Origin of the sequence: Streptacidiphilus anmyonensis (assembly GCF_000787855.1) — a bacterium.
Lineage (GTDB): Bacteria > Actinomycetota > Actinomycetes > Streptomycetales > Streptomycetaceae > Streptacidiphilus > Streptacidiphilus anmyonensis.
This window is the reverse complement of record NZ_BBPQ01000038.1, coordinates 62,462-80,681: the sequence shown is the minus strand read 5'-3', so window position 1 is coordinate 80,681 and position 18,220 is coordinate 62,462. Positions and strand designations below refer to the sequence as shown.

Sequence of the window (18,220 nt, the reverse complement as noted above, 5' to 3'; positions counted from 1 at the left end):
CGTGTCCGAGCCGGACGGAGCCTCCCTCTCCTCAGGCCGACTTGCCGGTGGATGCGGCGCGACATTCGGGCCCTGTCCTGGTGGCCAGTCATCCGTGGGGGGTCTGCGCTAGGTCTCCATTCGTTGTGGTGGGTACGCGCCGCAGGCGCATGGTGCCGTCCCGGTAGCCGATCGCCACGATGCGGTTGTCGGGGGAGAGACTGAGTGATGCGACGGGCACGGGGGCTGCAGGCTCGATGGGCTCGCCGAGCGGAGGCAGTCCCCCACTCAGGGCCCAGAATCGGACTGTGCCGTCTGTCCCGCCCGTGGCCAGGTACTGCTCGTCTTCGGAGAATGCGAGGAGTTCCAGGGACCAGCCAGTGATGGTGCCTGCGAGCTGGACGTTCTCGCCCTCAAGCCGCCACACGCGTACGTTCCCGTCTGCGTCGACAGCGCCGAGGAAGCGAGGGGTGGGGGAGAAGGTCAAGTACTGAACGTTCCGCGTGCCGCCAGGCGTCAGGGTGTGTCCGGATCCCGACGGCGTGGAGATCAGGTGAACGGCTCCGCCCGCCGTTCCGGCGGCCAGCCTCGGCGGGTCGTCGTTGGATACGGCGACCGCAGTTGTGGGCTGGCTTCCTACCGATCGGAAGATCGGCTCCTGCAGCGCTCCGTCCCACAGGAGGACCGCTTGGCCTGCGGCGGCGACAATGCGGTCTAGATCCGCGGTCACCCGGATCGCCGACAGGTAGTCGAAGCCTTCGATGTGGTGCTCACCGACCAGTTCCCGGTGCTCTGTCCCCCAATAGCGGGTCCGGCCGTCCACCAGGCTCGTCGTGACGAGCCAGGTGCCGTCCAGTGAGATGGCCATGGAATCGACGTCCGTGCCGTGAAGGACTGGTTTTCCCTTGAGCCGACCTGTTGCCGGGTCCCAGAAGGACACCAGGCCGCCATTCGCGCTGACCGCGATGGTGGTGCCGTCCGGGAAGAAGACGGCGGTCGGAACCGTCCCCTGGTCGAACAAGGTGAGCCCCTGCTCGGGCCACTGGCTCAGGAGGGTGTCGACGAGGTGATTCGTGCGTTCCTTCTCGCGGTTCCGGGCCTCCTGCACGTGGCCGAGCCGTCGGGCCAGTCCCTGGCAGGTCTGGCAGGACGTCTCCGCGGGTGCAGCCTGAGCGGGAGGCCGGTGCGCCGGTGCAGCAGGAGTCGGTGTCGAGGCAGACTGCCGTGGCACGACGGGAAGCTCTTGATCACGCTGCCGCTGGTGTGCCCGGCTGGACCGCTGGAGGATCTTCACCGCTCGCCAGCGTTCCCGCCACTCGTCAAGAGTCTGCAGGGTCGGCTGACCGTCGGCCAAGAGCCGCACCATGGTGATGGTGTAGTCGATCCCGGGGAACCGCCTGCCGTGGAGAACCTCGGACATGCCAGCAGCCGAGACAGCTTGATCCCCTGTAGCCCGGGAGGCCTTCACCAGCTCACTGAGTGGTGGTGCGCCGGCGCTGACGTAGAGCCGGTCCATCCGGCTGGCGAACTCGCCGAGTGCCGATTGGTACTGGGCGGTCGGGTCCTCGGCCGTTGCGGGGCCGTCGGCCATCACCTTTCCCCCTGTCCGGTCCGGACCAGGATAGAAGGACGGGCCCTCTCAGGAGCGAAGTTCGGCGAAGATGAGCGAAGACAGCCGAAGGCTGCAGGCTTCGGTGGTCTCTGCTGCAGCCGGACACTGTTCGCCGGGCGCAGGGGACTCTGCGCCCGGCTGGGATCCCCGGAGCCTGGTGCAGCTTCATGGATTCCATGACCAACACACGATCTCCCCGCCGGGACAGGCCGTCTCGTGGGAAGGCTCGGCGCGGCTGCACCCGCACCGGGCTTTGGAGTCAGGCGCTGGCGCTGATGGCGCTCGTTTCCTTCGTCGGAGTGGCCGCGGCGGTGTACCTCAAGGCCGGCAGTGGCGGACTCTCCGCCGTGACGACGGCGGGCGGCGGGCTGTTCATGGCCTGGCGGTCCCGCAAGTGAGAGGCCTCATCAGGTGGGACTACTTCCGCCTGCCACAGGTGTCGGCGGCGCGTGATCCAGAACCCGCGTTCAAACGACGCCGAGAACAGGCCTGCGTTCCGCGTAATTCAGCGGCCTAGGGTCGCGAATCTGGGGTCTGACCTGCGTGGACATGGGTGATGGCGCCTGAGAGCCGTTTCTCTAGGCGCTGCTGTTCGTGCTGGTCAGCGGGGTGCGGGTTCGAGGGCGATGATCTGCTTCGGTGCGGGGATGCCGAGAGCGGTGATCTGGTCAGGAGGTCGGTCTGGGGCTTGGTGAGGGTGGTGACCTGGCGGAACAGGCCGGTAGGGCCGGTGAACGTGCCGAGGTGGAGCCGGTCGAGCTCGCGGCGGACGGTGGTCCACCCTTCAGGGACTCCAGAGCCCCCGAATTACGCGGAACGCAGGACAGGGGGTACGCAATTTACGCGGGCGTGGCGGGCTTCGAAGTCCTTGCCGTCGCGTGTGAGTGTGCCGGGCCGCAGGTGGACGCCGGTGTCGGGGCCTCGGCGACCTCGTTGGTCGCCTTGGTCCAGATCGCGACGCGGCGCGCCGGGTCAGGACGGTGTCGCACTGGCGGCGTCGGGTGGTGTCCTGGCCCTTGAGCCAGCGTTCGGGCGGGGCGTCGTCGGGTTGGGGGCAGGCCCGCCATGAAGCTGCGCAGAAATGCCGAACCCCCGGGGCCTCGCTTTGAGGGTGTCCCGGGGGTGCGACAACTTCTGCGCGTTGACGTCCGTGGGGCTGCGGCTAGGCCGTACGCTCCACGGAGGCGCGCCCGAGCGAGTCGTGCGCGCTGACGTGCGCAGTTGCGTTTGTACTCAACTCAGGATCACCTCCTTTCAGTGTGCGAACACAGTAAGCAGACCCGCTCGGGACCCGCAATGACTTTTTTCGCGGCCCCTTGCCGGGCCACCGCAAATCCAGTGGCTGCGCGCGGGGCAGGCCCGCGACACTCGCACGATGAACGCGGAATCGAACACTGTCCTGCTCGAGGGCGTCGTCGGCTCGACGGCCTACGGCCTCGCCCACGCCGGTTCCGACGTGGACCGGCTGGGCCTGTTCGTCGTACCGACGGAACGCCTCTTCGGCCTGCACCGACCGGGCGAGTCGCTGGTCAGCACCGCGCCCGACCGCACCCTGCACGAGGCCGCCAAGTGGTGCCGGCTCGCGCTGAGCGCCAACCCGACCGCCTCCGAGCTGGTGTGGCTGCCGGACGACTGCTATCTGGTGCGCACCCCGCTGGGCGAGGAGCTCATCGCCGTCCGGTCGTCGTTCCTGAGCGGGCGCGCCGTGCGGAACGCGTACCTCGGCTACGCCACCCAGCAGTTCCGCAAGCTGGTCGCCAAGGACGGCCGCGGCGACGCCTCGCCTGCCCGGCTGGCCAAGCACGCCCGCCATCTGCTGCGGCTGCTGGCGCAGGGCGTCCACCTGCACCGCAGCGGTGAGCTGCGGGTGCGGGTGGACGATCCGGAGCGGCTCCGCGCGGACGCCGAGCGCCTGGCCCTGCACCCGGCCGAGGCCGAGTCCCGGTTGGCCGAGGCGGAGGCCGCGTTCGACCGCACCGGCGTGCTCCCGGCGGCGCCCGACGAACGACCGGTCGAGGCATGGCTCGCACGGGTCCGCCGGGCACTGCTGTGAGCGGCTGCCCTCCCCGGGCTTTCGCCGGCCGCTACTTCCCGCCCGGCTGCGTGACCGCGAAGCCGGAGCCGGGGGCGAAGGTGGTGACGGTCGGCGGGATGGCCTTCATCTCGTCGATCGTCGCGCAGGCCGGGCAGGCCGCGTAGCCCTGCTGCCGGATCTCGTTCGCCTGGGCGTTCGCCTTGGCCTGGGCGACCTGGGCCTGCGCCTCGGACACCGCCGCGAAGGCGGCCTGCGCCTTGTCGACGGCGGCCTGCACGTCGTCCGGAAGGCTCACCCTGACCAGGTCGAAGTGCAGGTCGACCAGGAACTTGTCGCCGAGCGTGCTCTGCAGGTCCTGGGTGAGGGAGGTGTTGATCGCGTTCTGGACCGCCGCGATGTTGGAGTTGTTCGTCGCGGCGGTGCTCCCCGTGGACGTGGTGGCGCTGCTGTTGTTCTGCACCAGCGCGCAGGACGAGACCAGCTCCGCGCAGCGGAAGTTGCCGATCTGCTGCCGCAGGTCGTTGTCGATCACCGGCCGGACGATCGCGTCCAGGAAGGCGGACCAGCCGGCGTCGCCGTCCCATGCGTGGTAGGCCTGGCCGTCGACGGAGTTGAAGGTACGGGTGCCGAACTTGTTGTCGAAGTCGCGCAGGGTCTTGTCGTCCAGATTGAGCGAGAAGTAGAGCGTGCCCTCGATGCCCATCTGCACGCCGTCGGCGGAGGGCGTCGACACCACGTCCACGCCCGGCCGGTCACCCCGCTTGGGGTCCGCCGTGATCGTGTAGAACCGCTGCTGCGCGGGGTACTTGTGGCTCTCGGAGTACCAGCCGATCCAGGTCAGCCCGGAGGCCGGCTGGATCACCTGCCGGATGTTCCGGTCGTCGAAGGGCCCGCCGTTGCGGACCACGGCGACCTCCCCGGCGTCCGTCCGGTCGAACGCGTCCGAGAACGACACCCCCACGTTGATCAGCACGATCGCGGCGACTGCCGCAGCAGCGCCGAACACGATCCGCTTGTGCTTGATCTGCCGTATCAGCCTCATGTCCCCCACCACACCGAACCACCCCCGGGCGGTTCCGTACGGCGGACGCGCTCTACCAGGTAGGCTACGCCTGGCCGGTTCCCGCCGGCCGGGCCGCACGCGGTCCCGGGGCGCTAGCTCAATTGGCAGAGCTGCGGACTTTTAATCCGTAGGTTGTGGGTTCGAGCCCCACGCGCCCCACTCAACGATCAAGCCCCAGCCAGGGAAAACACCTCCGGCTGGGGCTTTCTGTGTCTCTGGGGAACGGTCAAACCGGGCGCTGCTGGCCCGCTGCTGGCCCGAGTGCTAAACGATCATGTCCCGCTGGCCCGCTGCTGGCCCGTCAATCGCTTGTGCGCCGCGGCCGGCCACCCTTGCGCGCCCGACGCTCCGACAACTCCCGCTCGGCCTGCTCTAGATCGGCGAGATCCGCCTCGTCGCCGTGCTCCCGGATGTCGGCGCGGACATGGTCGAGCAGCAGCGCGGTCCGATCGGTGTCCAGTCGGTCGGCGATCCGGCCGTATGCGGCCCACAGCACCCGCGGGATGCGGAACTGCGCAGCGTGCGTGTGGTCGGTGCTCTCTGCCATCGGTCTCCCTGTCGTGTCACAGGGATTCTGACAGAACCTCTTGTGTCCGTACATGGTTTGTGGATACCGTGTCCGTACAAGGTTACGGCGCTCCGGAAAACGGAGCGGCCCCCGCCTGGTGCGCTAACACCAGACGAGGGCCTGACCGAACCACCTGCGCTAACAGGGAGTCCGGCTGTGATCAACCTTCTCACGCCTCGCAAGTCCGCCCGCAGCGGCGGCTTCCGCGCGGTCCTCGCACGCCTCTCCGAATCGATCGCCGAGTTCCGCGCCCCGGTTCCCGCGCCCGCCGTGGTCGAGCCGGACACGTCCGAGTTCTTCACCGAGCAGGAGATGCCGCCGGCGGAGGACATCGCCGAGGCCGCCCGCCTGTACTTCCGGGCGTGCGACGAGGCCCGCTCCGCTGACCGCGCGAAGCGGAAGGCCAAGGGGATCCTCTCCAAGCTGCGCGTCGGCACTTACTCCGGCTGGGAGATCACCCGCGAGCCGTCCGGCCGCACTGTTGCCGATCTTGACGAGATCAAGCGGATCTTCAAGGCCAACGGTCTCGGCCCGATCCCGGTCAAGGCCAGCGCCCCGAGCCTGAAGGTCCGTCGCGTCGAGCTGGACCTGAACCCGGAGGCCGTCGAGCAGGAGCTGAACACCCTGGCCGGTGCCCGATGAACGCGCAGGTCACGCCCGCGACGCTTCCCGCAGATCTGCGGGAGTCGCACTACTCTCCGTGCCTGATCCCCAACTGCGACGGCTACGGCCACCCGGGCCTGTGCACCCGCTTCCTGGACAAGACCGTGATCGGCGGCGATCTGGAGCTCTCGACCGAGCTCGTCGTCGACGGCGACGGTGGCCGGCACATCTCGGTGTTCGGGATCCGCGACATGGACGAGGCGCTGCTGGTCCGCGCCACCACCCGCAAGCAGCTGCTCACCCTCGCCGGGGAGTTCGCGGACGTCGCGAAGCTGATCGAGCGGGCGGTCGACGAGCTGCCCGAGGACACGACCGGCCGCTGCTACGAGTGCGAGCGGGACTGGCCGGTCGCCGATCTCGCGGTCGACGGCAACGGCGACCAGGTGTGCTGCGACTGCCGCGCCACGGGTGCCAGTGTCCTCGACGGCGACCAGGCGGCGTACCGCGCCTACGTGGGGCGGTGATCGGCGTGAAGAAGAGCCGCATCCCGCGTCCCACCGAGAGTGCTGCGCTGGCCCGTGTGACGCCGCGCGTCCTTCCGCCCATCACCGACCTGCTGTGGGCGCTCGCGGCCACGGAGGAGCGTCGTGACGCCGAGGGCCGCTACCTGCTCGGCCACCTGGTCGTCCGCGCCACCAAGGCGGTGCAGTCATGAGCGACCAGCCGACGATCGCCGAGGCGGCTGCGGCGCACGCCGCGCTCGCCGCCCAGGCGCAGGCCCACATGGAGGCCGCACGCGCAGCCGCCCAGGCCGCCGAGCAGGCCCGCCAAGCTGCGGAGGCCCAGCGATGAGCCCCCGACTCTGGAAGCGCCGCCCCAAGACCGTCACGGTTCCGCTCTGGCGCGGCGGCCGGATGACGATCCCGGAACCGGCGTGGTGCAACCAGCAGCACGAGCCGTACCCGCTGCACCCGGTCGACGTCAGGCACGTGGGCATCGAGATCCCGCTCCCCGTGCACGCCGGCGGGAAGGCGTTCGAGATCCTCGCGTTCTCCGTGGTGCAGGACCCGTACTCCTCGGTGGATTTCCTGCCGAGGGCGAACGTGGACCTGGGCGACGACTACGGCACCTTCACCCACGCCGAGCTGTACGAGCTGGCGGACGGTCTCGTCGAGCACGCGGGCCGGTTGCGGGAGTTCGCCGACGACGTCGAGCGGACCCGGCAGGCCGTGGCCGACGCGACCAGGCCGGCGGGGATGCCCGCTGACTGGCCGTGGCCGCCCGACCGCGACGCCGACCAGCAGTAGCTCCGCCCGCAATGTCCTCTGATCACACGTCAGCGGGGCGGAAGGCAGCCCGTAGGGCCGATGTCACCGCCCCGCACCCCTCTCACACCCACACGCCCCAGGAAGGCCCCGTCATGCCCAAGAACAGCCCGAAGCCCTGCCCGCCCCGCATCGAGCTCACGGCCCGTCCGCTGGCCCCGCAGATCCGACGTCGGGTCGACCAGCTCCTCGACCGCCTGCTCGACCGCAGCTGGCCGCCCGCGGTCTGGCCCGCCTAACCCATCCGTCCTGCGCCACCAACCCCTGAAGGGAGCCCGTGATGGGCCTGTTCTCCCGTACCGCCAGCGACACGGCCGCCGAGGCGATCCTCACCTACGACCTCGCCAACTCCTCCAGCGCCGAGACGCAGGCCGTCCGCACGCTGCACGAGCTGCCGACCGACGCCGTCCGCGACGCCATGAGCCAGCTGCCCGCCGGCACCGGCGGCCACAACGTCGCCGCGGCGATCGTCCGGCAGGCCGACCGCGAGGCCAGCACCGTCGCCCGCACCGAAGCCGCGACCCGCGCCCACTACGGCCGCTGACACCCCCAAGACCGGCGGGGCTGTACTCCCGGCCAGCCCCGCCCCTTCTTCCCGGAAGGACAAGCCATGCACTTCAACCTGTCGGGCTCCAGGCCGTCGACGCTGCTCCTGGCCGGCCTGCTGCTCGCGCTGTTCACCACCACGCCCGTGCCCCTGGCCGTCGTCGTCGCGGTGGTCGTCTGGCTGCTGCACACGCCGGCCGCGCTCGCCGCCGGCGTTGTCCTCACCCTCGGATGGCGCGTGATGCACCCCAAGGGGTCGCGCTGATGTACGGCAAGATTCTTCGTCTGCTCGGCCACCTCACCGGCCTGATGATCCTGGGCTCGGCCGGCTGGACCGCGTTCAACGTCCTCGCGCTGCTGGGCACCCACAACCCGGTCTCCTACGCGGTCGCGGGCATGTTCGACAGCGCCTGGCTCATCGCCGTCGCCGTCCAGCACGAGCTCCGCTACCGCGTCGACTGGCGGATCCGGCTCGCCGCCGTCAGCTGGGCCCTCGCGGGTCTCGCCGCCGCCATCAATGCCACCTCGGAGCTCCTCGGCGGTCACGGCGTCGCGGTCGCGGTCATCGCCGCGATCGTCCCGCCCCTGGCCAAGGGCTGCCTTGCGCTGAAGCTGCTCCTGGAGACGAACAGCCCGGAGGCGAAGGACCGGTTCACCACCCTGACGCAGTCCTGGGCCGACCAGGTGACGGAGCTTCGGATCAACGAGGCCATGGCCGGGGAGTGGCACCGGGTCGAGCGCGTGCACGAGAACGCCGACGCGCAGCGCCTGGCCGTCACCCAGTCCGACCGCTTGGCCAACTTGGAGCTGACCTCGGGCACCGAGCTGCCGGTGACCCGCACCGCCGATCCCGTCGTCTGGGAGAAGCCCGTGACGATGCCGCTGGCACCCGTCTTCCAGGAGCCTGCACCGGTTGTTGTGGAGCCCGCGGAGACGGTGCCGGTGCCGCGGACACCGTTCGGCTTCGCCCGGCCTGTCGCCGACGCCACGGCTGTCGTAGAGCCGCAGGTGGCTCCGACTGTCGCCGCACTGTCGCAGGAGCCCGCACAGGCCGTCCCCGAGGCCTTCGCCGAGCGCACCGAGGCCGCCCGCCGGCGCCGCGCTGACGGCATCGCCTACATGCGCGACAACCCGGACGCGGTCGTCGCCGAAATCGCCAAGCGGTTCGGGGTGTCAACGCGCACCGTCCAGCGCTGGTGGCAGACCCAGGACGAGGAGAACCCGCAGTGAGCATCACCGACGAGACCCCGAAGAAGGCCAACGGCACGGTGTTGCCGCCGGCGCGGTTCGAGCGGCTGACCATTCCATCCGCCCCGCGGACCGAACCCGCCGACGCCGTGCCAGAGGACGCGATCCCTCGCGTCGTCGAGGGTGAGGTAGTCCAGGCGTGCACGAAGCCCGTCCGGCCGCGCGTGCACCGCCGTGCCGCCGCCCGTGTCCACCACGTCGCCACGCACCCGAGAACGCGCGCTGCCGGCCTCCTGGCGGTCCGTCACGGGATGTACACCGCCGCCGGTGCCCGGGTCCTCGCCAAACGGGCCTGGGAGAGCCGTACGACGTCCCGGCACCAGCGCATGATCCGCACCGCCGAGGAGCTCGGCCAGCACGACGTCGCCGCCGAGTGGGAGCAGCGCGCCGCCCAGTTCCGCGCCTCACGCCACCAGCGCCGCATGGACCTCCTGCACGCCCCGCTGCGCCTCGCGAAGGCCCTGCTGTGGTCCCTCGCCATCGGCACCGGGTCGCTCCTGCTCACGGGCGTGATCCTCGCGATAGCGCAGAAGCAGCCCCGTGACCTGCTGCTGCCGCTGTTCTTCGCGATCGTCATCGTCCGCGACCTGGTCGTCATCGCCGCCGTCGTGTTCGGCATCGGCGTCTACCTCGCCCCGGTGCTGATCCTGCTGTCGTTCTGGCGGGCCGGCCAGCAGGGCGGCACCGTGCCCCGGTGGGTGCTGCCCGAGACGGAGCGCACCACGGAGGCCATCACGCCGTCGATCGTGGTCGTCGCCCTGCGCGACCTGGGCATTTCCCAGCTCAAGAAGTCGATCCAGGCCATGTCGGACAGCGCTGCGCAGATGCTGTCGCTGATCCGGCCCGCCGGGTGCGGTGTCGAGGTCGACGTCACCCTGCCGTCCGGCGTCTCCACCGACGAGATCCAGAACCGGCGCCGCAAGCTGGCCGAAAACCTTGGCCGCCACGAGCACGAGCTGTTCATCACCATCCCGCCAGCTCCCCGCACCGTGCGCCTGTGGATCGCCGACAGTGGTGCCCTCGACGAGCCGATCGGCGCATCCCCGCTCGTCGTCGACCCCGACCTCACCGCCGACTACTACGACGGCCGCGCCCCATGGGGCCAGGATCTGCGCGGAGACCTGGCGAGCCTGTCGCTGTTTCAGATGCACATCTTGGTCACCGGCCTGTCGAACCAGGGCAAGACCGCGGCGCTCCGCGCCCTGGCCTTGTGGCTCGCGCTGGACCCGTTCGTCGAGTTCCGGATCGCCGACCTCAAGGGCGTCGGGGACTGGCGGATGTTCCTCGGGCTGGCCACGGTGCTGATCCAGGGGCCGACCGACGAGCACGTCATGGCGGCGACGCACATGGCCGAGGCTGGCGTCGAGGAGATGGAACGCAGGATCGCGCTGGTCGAGCAGTCCGGCTCGAACAAGGGCATCACCCGCGACATGGCCCACACCGACCTGAACTTCCGGCCGCTGGTCTTCGTCGTCGACGAGGCCCAGGTCGCGTACGGGTCGCCTGCGGTCGGCCCGGACAAGCGTCCGTACGGCGGGAAGCGGGCCACATCGCGGTACTTCCGGGCGGTCAAGGCGATCCACGACCAGGGGCGCGCGGTCAACGTCACCATCTGGGAGGGCACGCAGGACCCGACCGACGAGAACCTCCCCAAGCGCTCCCGCGAGGGCAACCACATCCGGGCCTCGCTCGCCCTGGGCACGGAGCAGCAGTCGAAGATGGCGCTCGGCGACGCCCCGGTCGACGCCGGCGCGGCCCCGCACAAGCTCAGGCAGGGCCTGGACAAGGGCACACTCGTCGTCGCGGGCAGCGGCGTGGAGCTGGCGCCGGGTCAGGTGTCGAAGACGATCCGCACGCACTACATCAACGGCGACGAGGCCGCGGCCATCGCGGACCGCGCCAAGGAGCGGCGGACGGCCGTCGACACCGCGTCGCAGGTCGCCGAGGGCGAGCAGATCGACCACCTGCAGAACATCGCGGACGTCCTCGACGCCCCGCGGGTGCGCACCCAGATCGTGCTGCAGCGCCTGGCCGAGCGGAACCGCGCCGAGTACGCGGACTGGACCTTCACCGACCTGAAGACGTTCCTGACGGACGTCGGCGCGGAGCCGCGGAAGTCGGACGGCGTGATGGTCGTCGACCGTCAGCTCGTCCTCGATGCGCTTGCCAATCGGGCTCTCGAAGAGGCCGACGACTACGACGAGTGACAGGGAGGCGGCAGGGAGGGGAGGGAGTTCTCCCTGAATGCCTCCCTGGACTGCCTCCCTCGATCTGATCTGCGCTGATGGCCTGCCAGGGAGTCAGGGAGGCACCCCTCCTGCAGGCCGCTCAGCAGCCCTAGAACGCACGTCCCCAGAAGGGACTGCCTCCCTCCCTGCCCAACGTTGATCACTATCCGTGACCACGAGAGAAGGAGTCCACCATGTCCGACCACGACCGGCCGCGCCCCGAGCACTACAACTTCGACGAGTCCATGCGCGGCCTCGGACTGATGCTGCGCGCGAGTGTCCGCGTCGTCCGCAGGAAGCCCGTCGGCAAGCTCGAGCGGCAGCTCGACCGCCTCGCCGAGGAAGCCATCGCCCGCGAGGCCAAGGCCAAGGCCGAGAAGCAGAAGTAGCAGCCCGGGGCGGCCCCGAAGCCGCTCAAAGCACAGGACCGCCCCGGAACCCCCGACCCACTCCACATGGACCAGAGGACCCGCATCATGCCCTACCGCAGTGAACACACACCCGACGTTCCGGTCGGCTGGCCGGTCGAGCCGCCGTACGAGCGCCCCGCCTGGATGCCCGCGCCCCAGAACGCGCCGGTACAGCCCTACGGCGGACAGCAGCAGCCGATCATCGTGCACAACCACTACGCCGCCCCGCAGGCGCGGCGTCGTGGCCCGGATGTTCGTGAAGTTCTTGGCTGGACGGCGGTCCTCGGGGTCGTCGCCGGCGTCTTGCTCGCTGTCGCCATGACCGCGGTCGCCCTCGGACTCGCGGCCCTGGCGCTCGCCATCATGGCGCTCGTCGTGCGCGGCCTCTACAGGGACCTGCGGGGCGGGAAGTAGAACACACGTACGCTGTAGGCAAGAGGGGCCCCGGTCGACGAGCCGGGGCCCCTCGTACGTTGCGGCGTGCCTAGCGCTGCGCGGTGCGTCCCGATCGCCGCCACCGCCACCCGGCGAACATCAGGTCGAGGGCGAGAATCACGACGCCGATGACGAGAAGCCAGAGCAGCCCGTGCGCGACGGCCCCGATGATGCCGAGCGCTACCGCGACGATGATCAAGGCCAGGAACAGGACCATGGCGGGCGCCTCCTCTGTGGGGGTCAGCGGCGGGCGAGCTGCCGCTCGCCGGCGGCGCCGGCCTGGTAGTCGAGGCCGTAGTGCTGGAAGATCGCTTGCTCCTCCGTGGCGGGGAGCACGTCGTCGGTACCCATCGCGGGGCAGCCCTTGACCAGCGATTTGTCGTAGCTGACCTTGACGTAGTCGGGGCCGACGATCGCACCGTCCAAGGGGACAAAGACCAGGCGGTGCCGGGTGGGCAGGCCGATCTGCACGGTGGCCATAGCGGGTTCGTCGGTGCTCGTGTCCACGTAGATGGACTCCAGAGCTCCGATCTTGTGGCCGCCGGGATCGACGACCTGCTGTGTACGCCACTCGCGAATGTCCGCTGCCTCCATCACGACGTGACTCCCTTCGGCAGTCAGTCTCGGCGACCCGCTGCCCTTCCAGCCTGCACCCGGCCATGGGCCGGCACCAACGGAGCTGAAGTGGTCCTTCTTCGTGCCGTCTGGGCGGGAGCCCCGGATGAGGTGTACCAGGGCTCCCGTTGCCGGGCGGTTGCGTGGACGCCGCACGGCAGGGCGCGGTCGACGGGTGGGAAGCCCGGACGCGCGTCGTACCCATCAAGCCCGGCAGGCGACGGGGGAGCAACCGCCGTGGACCATGCGAGCGACTGACGGTCGGCCCGAGCGCGACCGCCCGCAAGGGGTGGAAGCGCCCGCAAGGGGTAGGTGCTGAAGGGGTTCCCCGGAAGGCGGTACAGCATGGGCGCCGGCATGGACCGCGCGATGACTGGATACTTCACGGCCGCCACTGATCGCAGCCGGTGGCCCCGACGCGTCAACGCCCGCGGCGGTATTCCTGCGGCAGCGGCAGACGCTGTGGCGGGAGCGCGCAGCGATGGAGCCGTCCACCGCCCGGGAGGCTCTGCGCTGGGCCACTCGGCGCGTCACCACCGCGGAACCGGCGGCACATCTGGAGGCGGTGCAGGACCGCACCGCTCTTGAGGACTGGATGGCCGAGCGGAAGATCCACGGGTTCCGCTACATCGGACGCACCCTGCTGGGCTAAGCCGCCGCCGATCCACTCGACCATCCGCTCGGCGTCGAGGTCGAGCTCGTCCAGGCCGGCGCGGCGGCAGAACTCGGACACGTCCCCGATGCCGTACGCCTTCCCGACGTACTCGCCGAGGATGTCCACCCGCCGGTACGGGGGCGACGCATCAGCCTGGACAGGGTGAACGACAACATGGGCGTGATGGTGCTCAGCGTGGGACGACTCGGTCATGCCGACCAGCCTCCGACGCCCGCACGGTGATCGCATCCGCGTTCGGCTCTCCGCCGCGAAGGATGGACCCGCAGGTGTCGTCACCCTGTCGGTTGGAGCCCGTTTCGGCGCACCGGGCGACGGCTACACATTCATGGCGCCGGGATTCCGACCCCCGGCGTGGCGCAGCGTCCGGTCCCTGCCCCGGGGCCGGACGCTTCATGCTGCATCCGGGGCGGCCACCTCGCTCGGACGACGAGGCCCCCGACGCTTGAGTCCGAAGCGTCGGGGGCCTTCACGTTTGCGCGGGTGGGTCGATCGGCGGAGCGACACCAGCCCCCAGGGCGACGCTCCCCGCAGTCCTGGCATCCGGCTCGTACTGTCTCGGCACACCCGAACACGAAGGGATGACCGTGATCCGTGCCCTGAAAACCACCGCCGCGATCCTCGCCGCCACAGCCCTCGCCAGCCTCCCCACCACCGCAGTAGGGCGCCCGCGGGCCGCCGACATCCCGACCGTCAACCTGCGCATCATCGTCGCCGGCAGCGCCATCGTCCGGCTGAACCTGGACTACGGCGAAGGCGGCGACTTCCCGAAGACCATCAGCGTGGATCACAGAGAGACCCAGACGACGATCCGCGGCGTGGGTGTCGCGATCTACTCGGACCGCTTTGGCGGCAAGATCACGATCGCGGAGGACGCAATCACGCCTGACCGGGATCCGATCTGCGTGAACGAAGGGACGCCCTACCGGTGTCTGGGAACGATGGAAGTGCCGGCGTTTCCGGGACGGCAGCCCACCGTCATCATTTTCTAGGCCCAGCCCCGCTGTCCGAGCAGTCGAGGCCCCCGCGCACACCCCGGTGCACGGGGGCTCTTTGCTGTCCGCACGCTCTCCCTGATGGATGCGGACAGGCCCGCCCGGGGCGCGCAGCGGCACGAAAGCACCCGGGAAGGCAGCTCATCCGAAGGCGCCCCGCTTCCACTCGGGCTTCTCCCGGATCTCGTCCCACCACGGAACGGCCGGCCGCGGCTCCGCCTTCCTACTGGCTGCCTGCTTCCGCTGCTCGTCATGGCAAGGGCAGTCACAGCCGTGAGGGCCGCCGCCGAGCGTGGTGATCACACCCACGGGGCAGGCGTTGCGGCTCTCACAGGAGGATGCACCGGTGCACGGCCCGAAGAAGGACTTCTCCGGTGGCGACCACGTCCGCACGCCAGGCTCGGGCCACGTGAACCGCGGCACCTCCGGGTACGGGTGCGAGACCTTGAAGTAGGCGCCCACGGTCACCGACCCCGCCGGGCGTGGAAGCCGGACGGCGCCGGCGACAGCCGCAACTGGACGTCGACGCACACCGGACAGCGGACGTTCACCCAGAACGGGGCCGAGTTCGTCTCCACCTCGTTCACGAGCTGGCCGCGCACTGGTGACACGCCGCAGCCTGTACAGCGCCCCGTGGCCAGCTCAACGGTCGGCGTCACCACTCGGTCCGCCAGTGCGGGTAGAGGTCGTGCAGCTGGTCCAGGAGCGCGAAACCCTCCGGGAGCAGGTGGCCTTTGAAGGCTGTGCTGCGCAGGCGCTCCCACACGGCACGGTCGACATCGGGATCAGGAGCAGGGCGGGGCGGCGACACGGCCGCAGTGGAGGATGCGGTGACTGCCATGTCACCGAAAGTAGGGAGGGTCTGATATGGGCCTCCACGGTTTTGCGGCCTTTTGCGCGCGGGTTAGTCCAGGGCCTCGGCCGCGGCGTCCAGCAGCTTCCGAGCGGCTGGCCCGTAGACCGCCATCCGACCCAGTTCGGTGAACGCCCGCTCGTACAGCTCCACCTCGCCCGGCGCGGTGATGGTCAGCGACGCCGTCAGCGTCTCCAGGCTCACCATCTCCTGGTCGAAGATGTGGAACGTCGCCTGCGTCCACATCGAGGTCCAGTCGGCCGAGAACGGGATCACCCCGAGCGCGACCGACGGCAGTGTCATCGCCTCCTGAAGGTGGGCCAGTTGCTCGGCCATCACCTCCCGGCCGCCGACCCGGCGCCGCAGCACGCCCTCGTCGACGAGCGCGACGAGGCGGTGATTCCCCTGGCGCAGCACCTCGGCGCGCTGCTGCCGGACCTCGACCGCGGCGTCGACGTCGTTCGGCACCTGCCGGAACCCGGTGATCGCCGTCAGGAGCGCCCGCGCGTAGCCTGGCGTCTGCAGCAGGCCCGGGACCTGGGTGGAGGAGTAGACGCGGAACACGCGGGTGCGTTCGTACAGCGGCCGGGCGCTCTCCTGCAGCCGGCGCATCCCGCCGCGCTGCTGACGCTTCCACTCGACGTACATCTGATCGGCTTCACGGCTGGCCGCGATCAGATCCGTGGCCGCCGTCTCCTGGCCGCACGCGGTGCACCAGGCCCGGATGTCCGCGTCGGACGGCGCCATCTTGGCGTGCTCGATCCGGCTGGTCTTCGCCGAGTGCCAGCCGCAGCGGGAGGACAGCTCCAGACCGGACAGGCCCGCGTCCAGGCGCAGCTCCCGCATCTGCGCGGCGACCCGTTCGCGGGCAGCCTGGGCGCTGGACGAGGGGGACTTGGCCATGGGTTAGCGGGCCTGCCAGTCGGGCTAGCGGAGCGTGTACTGCTCGTGCGGGACGGCGCGCTCCCACACGGCTTCGAACGCGGAGCGGACCGCCTCCACGGCCTTCGGTTCGAGGCACCACTCCCGGCCGACGACCTGCCCGTCACCGGAGAAGAACGTGAACTGCACGGCCTCGTCGTCCCACATCCACAGGTCCGCGGCCGGGAGCAGGAGGTCGGCCGCCTGGTGGCGGGGTAGCCACCGCACCAGCTCGCCGGCGTTGAGGTTGTCCTCGGTGCCGGCGTGCTCGAACTTGATGTAATCGGTGACGGGCTCGGACACGACCCGGGCGCGGCGCACGACGACGCCGCGGGCGACCATGTCGCGGACAGTGGTCATCCACCCGGCGCGCTTGACCCGGTCGAGGTCGGGGTCGCGGCGGCCGGTCTGCTGGAAGAGGGCGAACCGCTCGGCCTCGCCGGGGACGCCGTAGACGTCCCGGAGCTCGAGGTGGACGGCGGAGGAGCGGCAGACCTCGAACGGGTCGTCAGCCGTCCAGTCCCTCTGCGACATCGCAAGCCTTTCGGAGGATCGGCACCATGCGGGCCGGGATGCGGATGACGTCCTCGTGCTCGGGGATGCCGGGCTGGTGGCGCGGGGCGGGGCAGTCGTGGACCTTCTGCCGCAGCTGCTCGCCGGCCTTGTACCCCTGGACGATGATCTCGTCGGTGTCGTGGTCGACCCAAACCGTCGGCGAGTCCCGGTCGTCCGTGTTGGGGTCGACGCCGATGTACTCCAGTGGCTCGTCCATGGTGATCCCTCCGTTGTCAGCGCATGGATCGGTCCCGGACACCGTCGTGGCCGAGCAGACGCCACGTCAAGGGCGCGCGGATGCAAGGGATACCCCCGTCAGACACTGGCATCCGGCCGGTTGCCAGCCCGGCGCCTCTTGCTGCGATGATGTTGCTCTGGCCGGGTTGGCGGAATGGCAGACGCTGGCGCCTCAAAAGCGCTTGTCCGAGAGGACGTGCGGGTTCGAATCCCGCACCCGGTACACAGTGACCCCGCCGGGGTTGTCCAGGCGGGGCTCATTGCTGCGGATCGGCAACCGGGCCGGGGGCGAGCACAACCGGCCCCCACACTGGGCAGCCGAGGTCGTGCGGGGTCTGCCCGCCGTGGCCGTGGCAGCGCGGGCAGGCCGGCCGATCCGTACCGGTGGTGCCGGGCTGGTAGCCCCAGCCGCGGCAGTCGGGGCACGGGTCACGGTCGGGCGGCGGGCAGTCGCAGGTGCTCATACCGGGTGAACGAGCCCCCGGCCGCCCTGGTGTTCACCCGGGCAGGCGTACCAATCCGACGTGCTGGCCTCGCCGAGCCCGTAACCGGATCCAACCGGTTCCAACCGAAAGCCTGGGAGCGGAGGTCAGTGCTGGCAAGACTGGGGTGAGCGAGCAGGCGGCTGTCCCGGATGTTCGCTCGGGCGAGTGCGCCGTCGTGCCGGCCACGGGTGTACGGACTTGTACGGAAAACGAGACTCCACACGACTGTCCAGGCAGCCTGGTCCTGCTGCTTCGCGCACGGCTGGCACAACAGCGAAGCGCCAAGGGAACGGCCAGTCAACGCCGTTCCAACGCCTGCCCGCGAACCGCAAGCTGATACGCGGACGAAGACGGGGAATGTCCAACGGGCTCCAACGGGGGCCGCCACACACTGGGGGAGAACACCATGCTCAAGCTCGGAAAGGCCAAGCGCACCCTGGCAGCCGGAGCCATCGCGGCCGGCCTCACCACCGCTGGCCTTGTCGCTGCAAGCCCGGCCAGCGCCACGGTCGTGAACTCCACGTGCAACCTGTCGGACGTCGTCAGGATTGACTACGGCAGCGGCAACGGACACTACTGCTACGTCTGGGACGGCAATCGAAGCTCCAACACAGGCTGGATGGACATCCAGGACGCCCGTTCCATCTGCCCGGGTACCTACAAGGGATACCTGACGTCTATCTCGGGAACCCCATGGACCTTCGGCGGGGACTGCATGTCCCTTGACGGGGGGCACTTCGTGAAGATCACCTTCACGAACAACTGAGTTGAAACAGGCCCCGGCGCCCGCAAGGGCAGCCGGGGCCTGTGCCCCAGGGGGCCTGGGGAGGTTCG

At 70.0% G+C, this 18,220-nt stretch carries 26 protein-coding genes and 2 tRNA genes; 19 read left to right on the top strand and 9 right to left on the bottom strand.

Annotated elements, in window-relative coordinates:
• Nucleotides 1-88: 88 nt before the first annotated feature.
• On the bottom strand, nt 89-1,570 hold the full coding sequence (locus tag TR50_RS27255) for a WD40 repeat domain-containing protein (RefSeq protein ID WP_042427490.1): 1,482 nt from the start codon (nt 1,568-1,570) through the stop codon (nt 89-91).
• 296 nt (nt 1,571-1,866) lie between these two features.
• Here TR50_RS27255 and TR50_RS49845 point away from each other — a divergent pair, with 296 nt between their 5' ends.
• Both TR50_RS49845 and TR50_RS27250 read left to right on the top strand, forming a co-directional pair.
• Nucleotides 1,867-1,989 (top strand): hypothetical protein, encoded by a 123-nt coding sequence (locus TR50_RS49845; RefSeq protein WP_269084816.1) that lies wholly within the window; start codon nt 1,867-1,869, stop codon nt 1,987-1,989.
• Between the two features lie 977 nt (nt 1,990-2,966).
• Complete coding sequence (locus TR50_RS27250) at nt 2,967-3,644, top strand: nucleotidyltransferase domain-containing protein (protein ID WP_042427487.1); 678 nt, start codon at nt 2,967-2,969, stop codon at nt 3,642-3,644.
• A gap of 31 nt (nt 3,645-3,675) precedes the next feature.
• Here TR50_RS27250 and TR50_RS27245 read toward each other — a convergent pair whose 3' ends face one another.
• On the bottom strand, nt 3,676-4,668 hold the full coding sequence (locus tag TR50_RS27245) for an SPFH domain-containing protein (RefSeq protein ID WP_042427484.1): 993 nt from the start codon (nt 4,666-4,668) through the stop codon (nt 3,676-3,678).
• A gap of 107 nt (nt 4,669-4,775) precedes the next feature.
• Between TR50_RS27245 and TR50_RS27240 the strand changes: the two genes are divergently transcribed.
• Nucleotides 4,776-4,848 (top strand) — tRNA-Lys (locus TR50_RS27240).
• A 142-nt stretch (nt 4,849-4,990) separates the two neighbouring features.
• Here the strand turns inward: TR50_RS27240 and TR50_RS27235 are convergent.
• Complete coding sequence (locus TR50_RS27235) at nt 4,991-5,236, bottom strand: hypothetical protein (RefSeq protein ID WP_042427481.1); 246 nt, start codon at nt 5,234-5,236, stop codon at nt 4,991-4,993.
• Nucleotides 5,237-5,413: 177 nt separating this feature from the next.
• Between TR50_RS27235 and TR50_RS27230 the strand changes: the two genes are divergently transcribed.
• The 12 genes from TR50_RS27230 (at nt 5,414) to TR50_RS27185 (ending at nt 12,031) form a co-directional block, all read left to right on the top strand.
• Entirely contained in the window at nt 5,414-5,899 is a 486-nt protein-coding gene (locus TR50_RS27230) for a hypothetical protein (RefSeq protein WP_042427478.1), read from the top strand.
• Nucleotides 5,896-6,384 (top strand): hypothetical protein, encoded by a 489-nt coding sequence (locus TR50_RS27225; RefSeq protein ID WP_042427475.1) that lies wholly within the window; start codon nt 5,896-5,898, stop codon nt 6,382-6,384. Before TR50_RS27230 ends, TR50_RS27225 begins: the two co-directional genes overlap by 4 nt.
• 5 nt (nt 6,385-6,389) lie before the next feature.
• Nucleotides 6,390-6,575, top strand: a complete 186-nt coding sequence (locus tag TR50_RS27220) for a hypothetical protein (RefSeq protein WP_152648667.1) — start codon at nt 6,390-6,392, stop codon at nt 6,573-6,575.
• Nucleotides 6,572-6,712 carry a hypothetical protein gene (locus TR50_RS47070; RefSeq protein ID WP_160311198.1) on the top strand — a complete coding sequence of 47 codons (141 nt, stop codon included), beginning with the start codon at nt 6,572-6,574 and terminating at the stop codon, nt 6,710-6,712. The genes TR50_RS27220 and TR50_RS47070 overlap by 4 nt, the downstream gene beginning before the upstream one ends.
• The gene (locus tag TR50_RS27215; protein ID WP_042427472.1) at nt 6,709-7,167 is read left to right on the top strand and encodes a DUF6907 domain-containing protein; all 459 of its coding nucleotides are present in this window, start codon (nt 6,709-6,711) and stop codon (nt 7,165-7,167) included. The genes TR50_RS47070 and TR50_RS27215 overlap by 4 nt, the downstream gene beginning before the upstream one ends.
• A 113-nt stretch (nt 7,168-7,280) precedes the next feature.
• A complete protein-coding gene (locus tag TR50_RS47065; RefSeq protein ID WP_160311197.1) occupies nt 7,281-7,424 on the top strand; it encodes a hypothetical protein in 144 nt (47 codons plus the stop codon).
• Between the two features lie 41 nt (nt 7,425-7,465).
• Complete coding sequence (locus TR50_RS45890; RefSeq protein ID WP_042427470.1) at nt 7,466-7,729, top strand: hypothetical protein; 264 nt, start codon at nt 7,466-7,468, stop codon at nt 7,727-7,729.
• Nucleotides 7,730-7,795: 66 nt separating this feature from the next.
• Entirely contained in the window at nt 7,796-7,996 is a 201-nt protein-coding gene (locus TR50_RS27205; RefSeq protein ID WP_042427468.1) for a hypothetical protein, read from the top strand.
• The gene (locus TR50_RS27200; RefSeq protein WP_042427465.1) at nt 7,996-8,961 is read left to right on the top strand and encodes a hypothetical protein; all 966 of its coding nucleotides are present in this window, start codon (nt 7,996-7,998) and stop codon (nt 8,959-8,961) included. Before TR50_RS27205 ends, TR50_RS27200 begins: the two co-directional genes overlap by 1 nt.
• A 38-nt stretch (nt 8,962-8,999) precedes the next feature.
• Entirely contained in the window at nt 9,000-11,186 is a 2,187-nt protein-coding gene (locus TR50_RS27195; protein ID WP_439654248.1) for an ATP-binding protein, read from the top strand.
• A 215-nt stretch (nt 11,187-11,401) separates the two neighbouring features.
• Complete coding sequence (locus tag TR50_RS27190) at nt 11,402-11,596, top strand: hypothetical protein (RefSeq protein WP_042427462.1); 195 nt, start codon at nt 11,402-11,404, stop codon at nt 11,594-11,596.
• A 66-nt stretch (nt 11,597-11,662) separates the two neighbouring features.
• Nucleotides 11,663-12,031: a hypothetical protein gene (locus TR50_RS27185; protein ID WP_042427458.1), complete on the top strand. Its 369-nt coding sequence runs from the start codon at nt 11,663-11,665 to the stop codon at nt 12,029-12,031.
• A 70-nt stretch (nt 12,032-12,101) separates the two neighbouring features.
• Here TR50_RS27185 and TR50_RS47650 read toward each other — a convergent pair whose 3' ends face one another.
• Both TR50_RS47650 and TR50_RS27180 read right to left on the bottom strand, forming a co-directional pair.
• Nucleotides 12,102-12,269 (bottom strand): hypothetical protein, encoded by a 168-nt coding sequence (locus TR50_RS47650; protein WP_162837973.1) that lies wholly within the window; start codon nt 12,267-12,269, stop codon nt 12,102-12,104.
• Nucleotides 12,270-12,292: 23 nt separating this feature from the next.
• Nucleotides 12,293-12,649, bottom strand: a complete 357-nt coding sequence (locus tag TR50_RS27180; RefSeq protein ID WP_042427455.1) for a PRC-barrel domain-containing protein — start codon at nt 12,647-12,649, stop codon at nt 12,293-12,295.
• A 499-nt stretch (nt 12,650-13,148) separates the two neighbouring features.
• On the opposite strand from TR50_RS27180, the gene TR50_RS47060 reads away from it, so the two are divergent.
• A complete protein-coding gene (locus TR50_RS47060) occupies nt 13,149-13,319 on the top strand; it encodes a hypothetical protein (protein WP_160311196.1) in 171 nt (56 codons plus the stop codon).
• Nucleotides 13,320-13,921: 602 nt separating this feature from the next.
• A complete protein-coding gene (locus TR50_RS27175; RefSeq protein WP_042427452.1) occupies nt 13,922-14,332 on the top strand; it encodes a hypothetical protein in 411 nt (136 codons plus the stop codon).
• A gap of 658 nt (nt 14,333-14,990) precedes the next feature.
• On the opposite strand, the gene TR50_RS45885 is transcribed toward TR50_RS27175, so the two are convergent.
• The 4 genes from TR50_RS45885 to TR50_RS27160 all read right to left on the bottom strand — a co-directional run bounded on the left by TR50_RS45885 (nt 14,991) and on the right by TR50_RS27160 (nt 16,881).
• Nucleotides 14,991-15,176: a hypothetical protein gene (locus TR50_RS45885; protein WP_152648666.1), complete on the bottom strand. Its 186-nt coding sequence runs from the start codon at nt 15,174-15,176 to the stop codon at nt 14,991-14,993.
• A 63-nt stretch (nt 15,177-15,239) separates the two neighbouring features.
• Nucleotides 15,240-16,091, bottom strand: coding sequence for a helix-turn-helix domain-containing protein (locus TR50_RS27170; RefSeq protein ID WP_042427449.1), 852 nt, complete (start codon nt 16,089-16,091; stop codon nt 15,240-15,242).
• Nucleotides 16,092-16,115: 24 nt separating this feature from the next.
• Complete coding sequence (locus tag TR50_RS27165; protein ID WP_042427446.1) at nt 16,116-16,643, bottom strand: DUF6879 family protein; 528 nt, start codon at nt 16,641-16,643, stop codon at nt 16,116-16,118.
• Nucleotides 16,618-16,881, bottom strand: coding sequence for a hypothetical protein (locus TR50_RS27160; protein ID WP_042427443.1), 264 nt, complete (start codon nt 16,879-16,881; stop codon nt 16,618-16,620). Before TR50_RS27160 ends, TR50_RS27165 begins: the two co-directional genes overlap by 26 nt.
• A gap of 160 nt (nt 16,882-17,041) precedes the next feature.
• Here TR50_RS27160 and TR50_RS27155 point away from each other — a divergent pair.
• Together TR50_RS27155 and TR50_RS27150 are read left to right on the top strand one after the other, a co-directional pair.
• Nucleotides 17,042-17,124, top strand: a tRNA-Leu gene (locus TR50_RS27155).
• Nucleotides 17,125-17,792: 668 nt separating this feature from the next.
• On the top strand, nt 17,793-18,152 hold the full coding sequence (locus TR50_RS27150; RefSeq protein ID WP_042427440.1) for a hypothetical protein: 360 nt from the start codon (nt 17,793-17,795) through the stop codon (nt 18,150-18,152).
• Nucleotides 18,153-18,220 lie beyond the last annotated feature (68 nt).

Excerpts from the sequence above, each read along its gene's own strand:
- TR50_RS47070 (WP_160311198.1), top strand. The coding sequence starts at position 6,572 with ATGAGCGACCAGCCGACGATCGCCGAGGCGGCTGCGGCGCACGCCGCG.
- TR50_RS27225 (WP_042427475.1), top strand. The coding sequence starts at position 5,896 with ATGAACGCGCAGGTCACGCCCGCGACGCTTCCCGCAGATCTGCGGGAG.
- TR50_RS49845 (WP_269084816.1), top strand. The coding sequence starts at position 1,867 with ATGGCGCTCGTTTCCTTCGTCGGAGTGGCCGCGGCGGTGTACCTCAAG.
- TR50_RS45885 (WP_152648666.1), bottom strand. The coding sequence starts at position 15,176 with ATGGCAGTCACCGCATCCTCCACTGCGGCCGTGTCGCCGCCCCGCCCT.
- TR50_RS27205 (WP_042427468.1), top strand. The coding sequence starts at position 7,796 with ATGCACTTCAACCTGTCGGGCTCCAGGCCGTCGACGCTGCTCCTGGCC.
- TR50_RS27215 (WP_042427472.1), top strand. The coding sequence starts at position 6,709 with ATGAGCCCCCGACTCTGGAAGCGCCGCCCCAAGACCGTCACGGTTCCG.
- TR50_RS47065 (WP_160311197.1), top strand. The coding sequence starts at position 7,281 with ATGCCCAAGAACAGCCCGAAGCCCTGCCCGCCCCGCATCGAGCTCACG.
- TR50_RS27170 (WP_042427449.1), bottom strand. The coding sequence starts at position 16,091 with ATGGCCAAGTCCCCCTCGTCCAGCGCCCAGGCTGCCCGCGAACGGGTC.
- TR50_RS27200 (WP_042427465.1), top strand. The coding sequence starts at position 7,996 with ATGTACGGCAAGATTCTTCGTCTGCTCGGCCACCTCACCGGCCTGATG.
- TR50_RS27245 (WP_042427484.1), bottom strand. The coding sequence starts at position 4,668 with ATGAGGCTGATACGGCAGATCAAGCACAAGCGGATCGTGTTCGGCGCT.
- TR50_RS27185 (WP_042427458.1), top strand. The coding sequence starts at position 11,663 with ATGGACCAGAGGACCCGCATCATGCCCTACCGCAGTGAACACACACCC.
- TR50_RS47650 (WP_162837973.1), bottom strand. The coding sequence starts at position 12,269 with ATGGTCCTGTTCCTGGCCTTGATCATCGTCGCGGTAGCGCTCGGCATC.
- TR50_RS27190 (WP_042427462.1), top strand. The coding sequence starts at position 11,402 with ATGTCCGACCACGACCGGCCGCGCCCCGAGCACTACAACTTCGACGAG.
- TR50_RS27150 (WP_042427440.1), top strand. The coding sequence starts at position 17,793 with ATGCTCAAGCTCGGAAAGGCCAAGCGCACCCTGGCAGCCGGAGCCATC.
- TR50_RS27250 (WP_042427487.1), top strand. The coding sequence starts at position 2,967 with ATGAACGCGGAATCGAACACTGTCCTGCTCGAGGGCGTCGTCGGCTCG.
- TR50_RS27175 (WP_042427452.1), top strand. The coding sequence starts at position 13,922 with ATGACCGTGATCCGTGCCCTGAAAACCACCGCCGCGATCCTCGCCGCC.
- TR50_RS27160 (WP_042427443.1), bottom strand. The coding sequence starts at position 16,881 with ATGGACGAGCCACTGGAGTACATCGGCGTCGACCCCAACACGGACGAC.
- TR50_RS27235 (WP_042427481.1), bottom strand. The coding sequence starts at position 5,236 with ATGGCAGAGAGCACCGACCACACGCACGCTGCGCAGTTCCGCATCCCG.
- TR50_RS27255 (WP_042427490.1), bottom strand. The coding sequence starts at position 1,570 with ATGGCCGACGGCCCCGCAACGGCCGAGGACCCGACCGCCCAGTACCAA.
- TR50_RS45890 (WP_042427470.1), top strand. The coding sequence starts at position 7,466 with ATGGGCCTGTTCTCCCGTACCGCCAGCGACACGGCCGCCGAGGCGATC.
- TR50_RS47060 (WP_160311196.1), top strand. The coding sequence starts at position 13,149 with ATGGAGCCGTCCACCGCCCGGGAGGCTCTGCGCTGGGCCACTCGGCGC.
- TR50_RS27165 (WP_042427446.1), bottom strand. The coding sequence starts at position 16,643 with ATGTCGCAGAGGGACTGGACGGCTGACGACCCGTTCGAGGTCTGCCGC.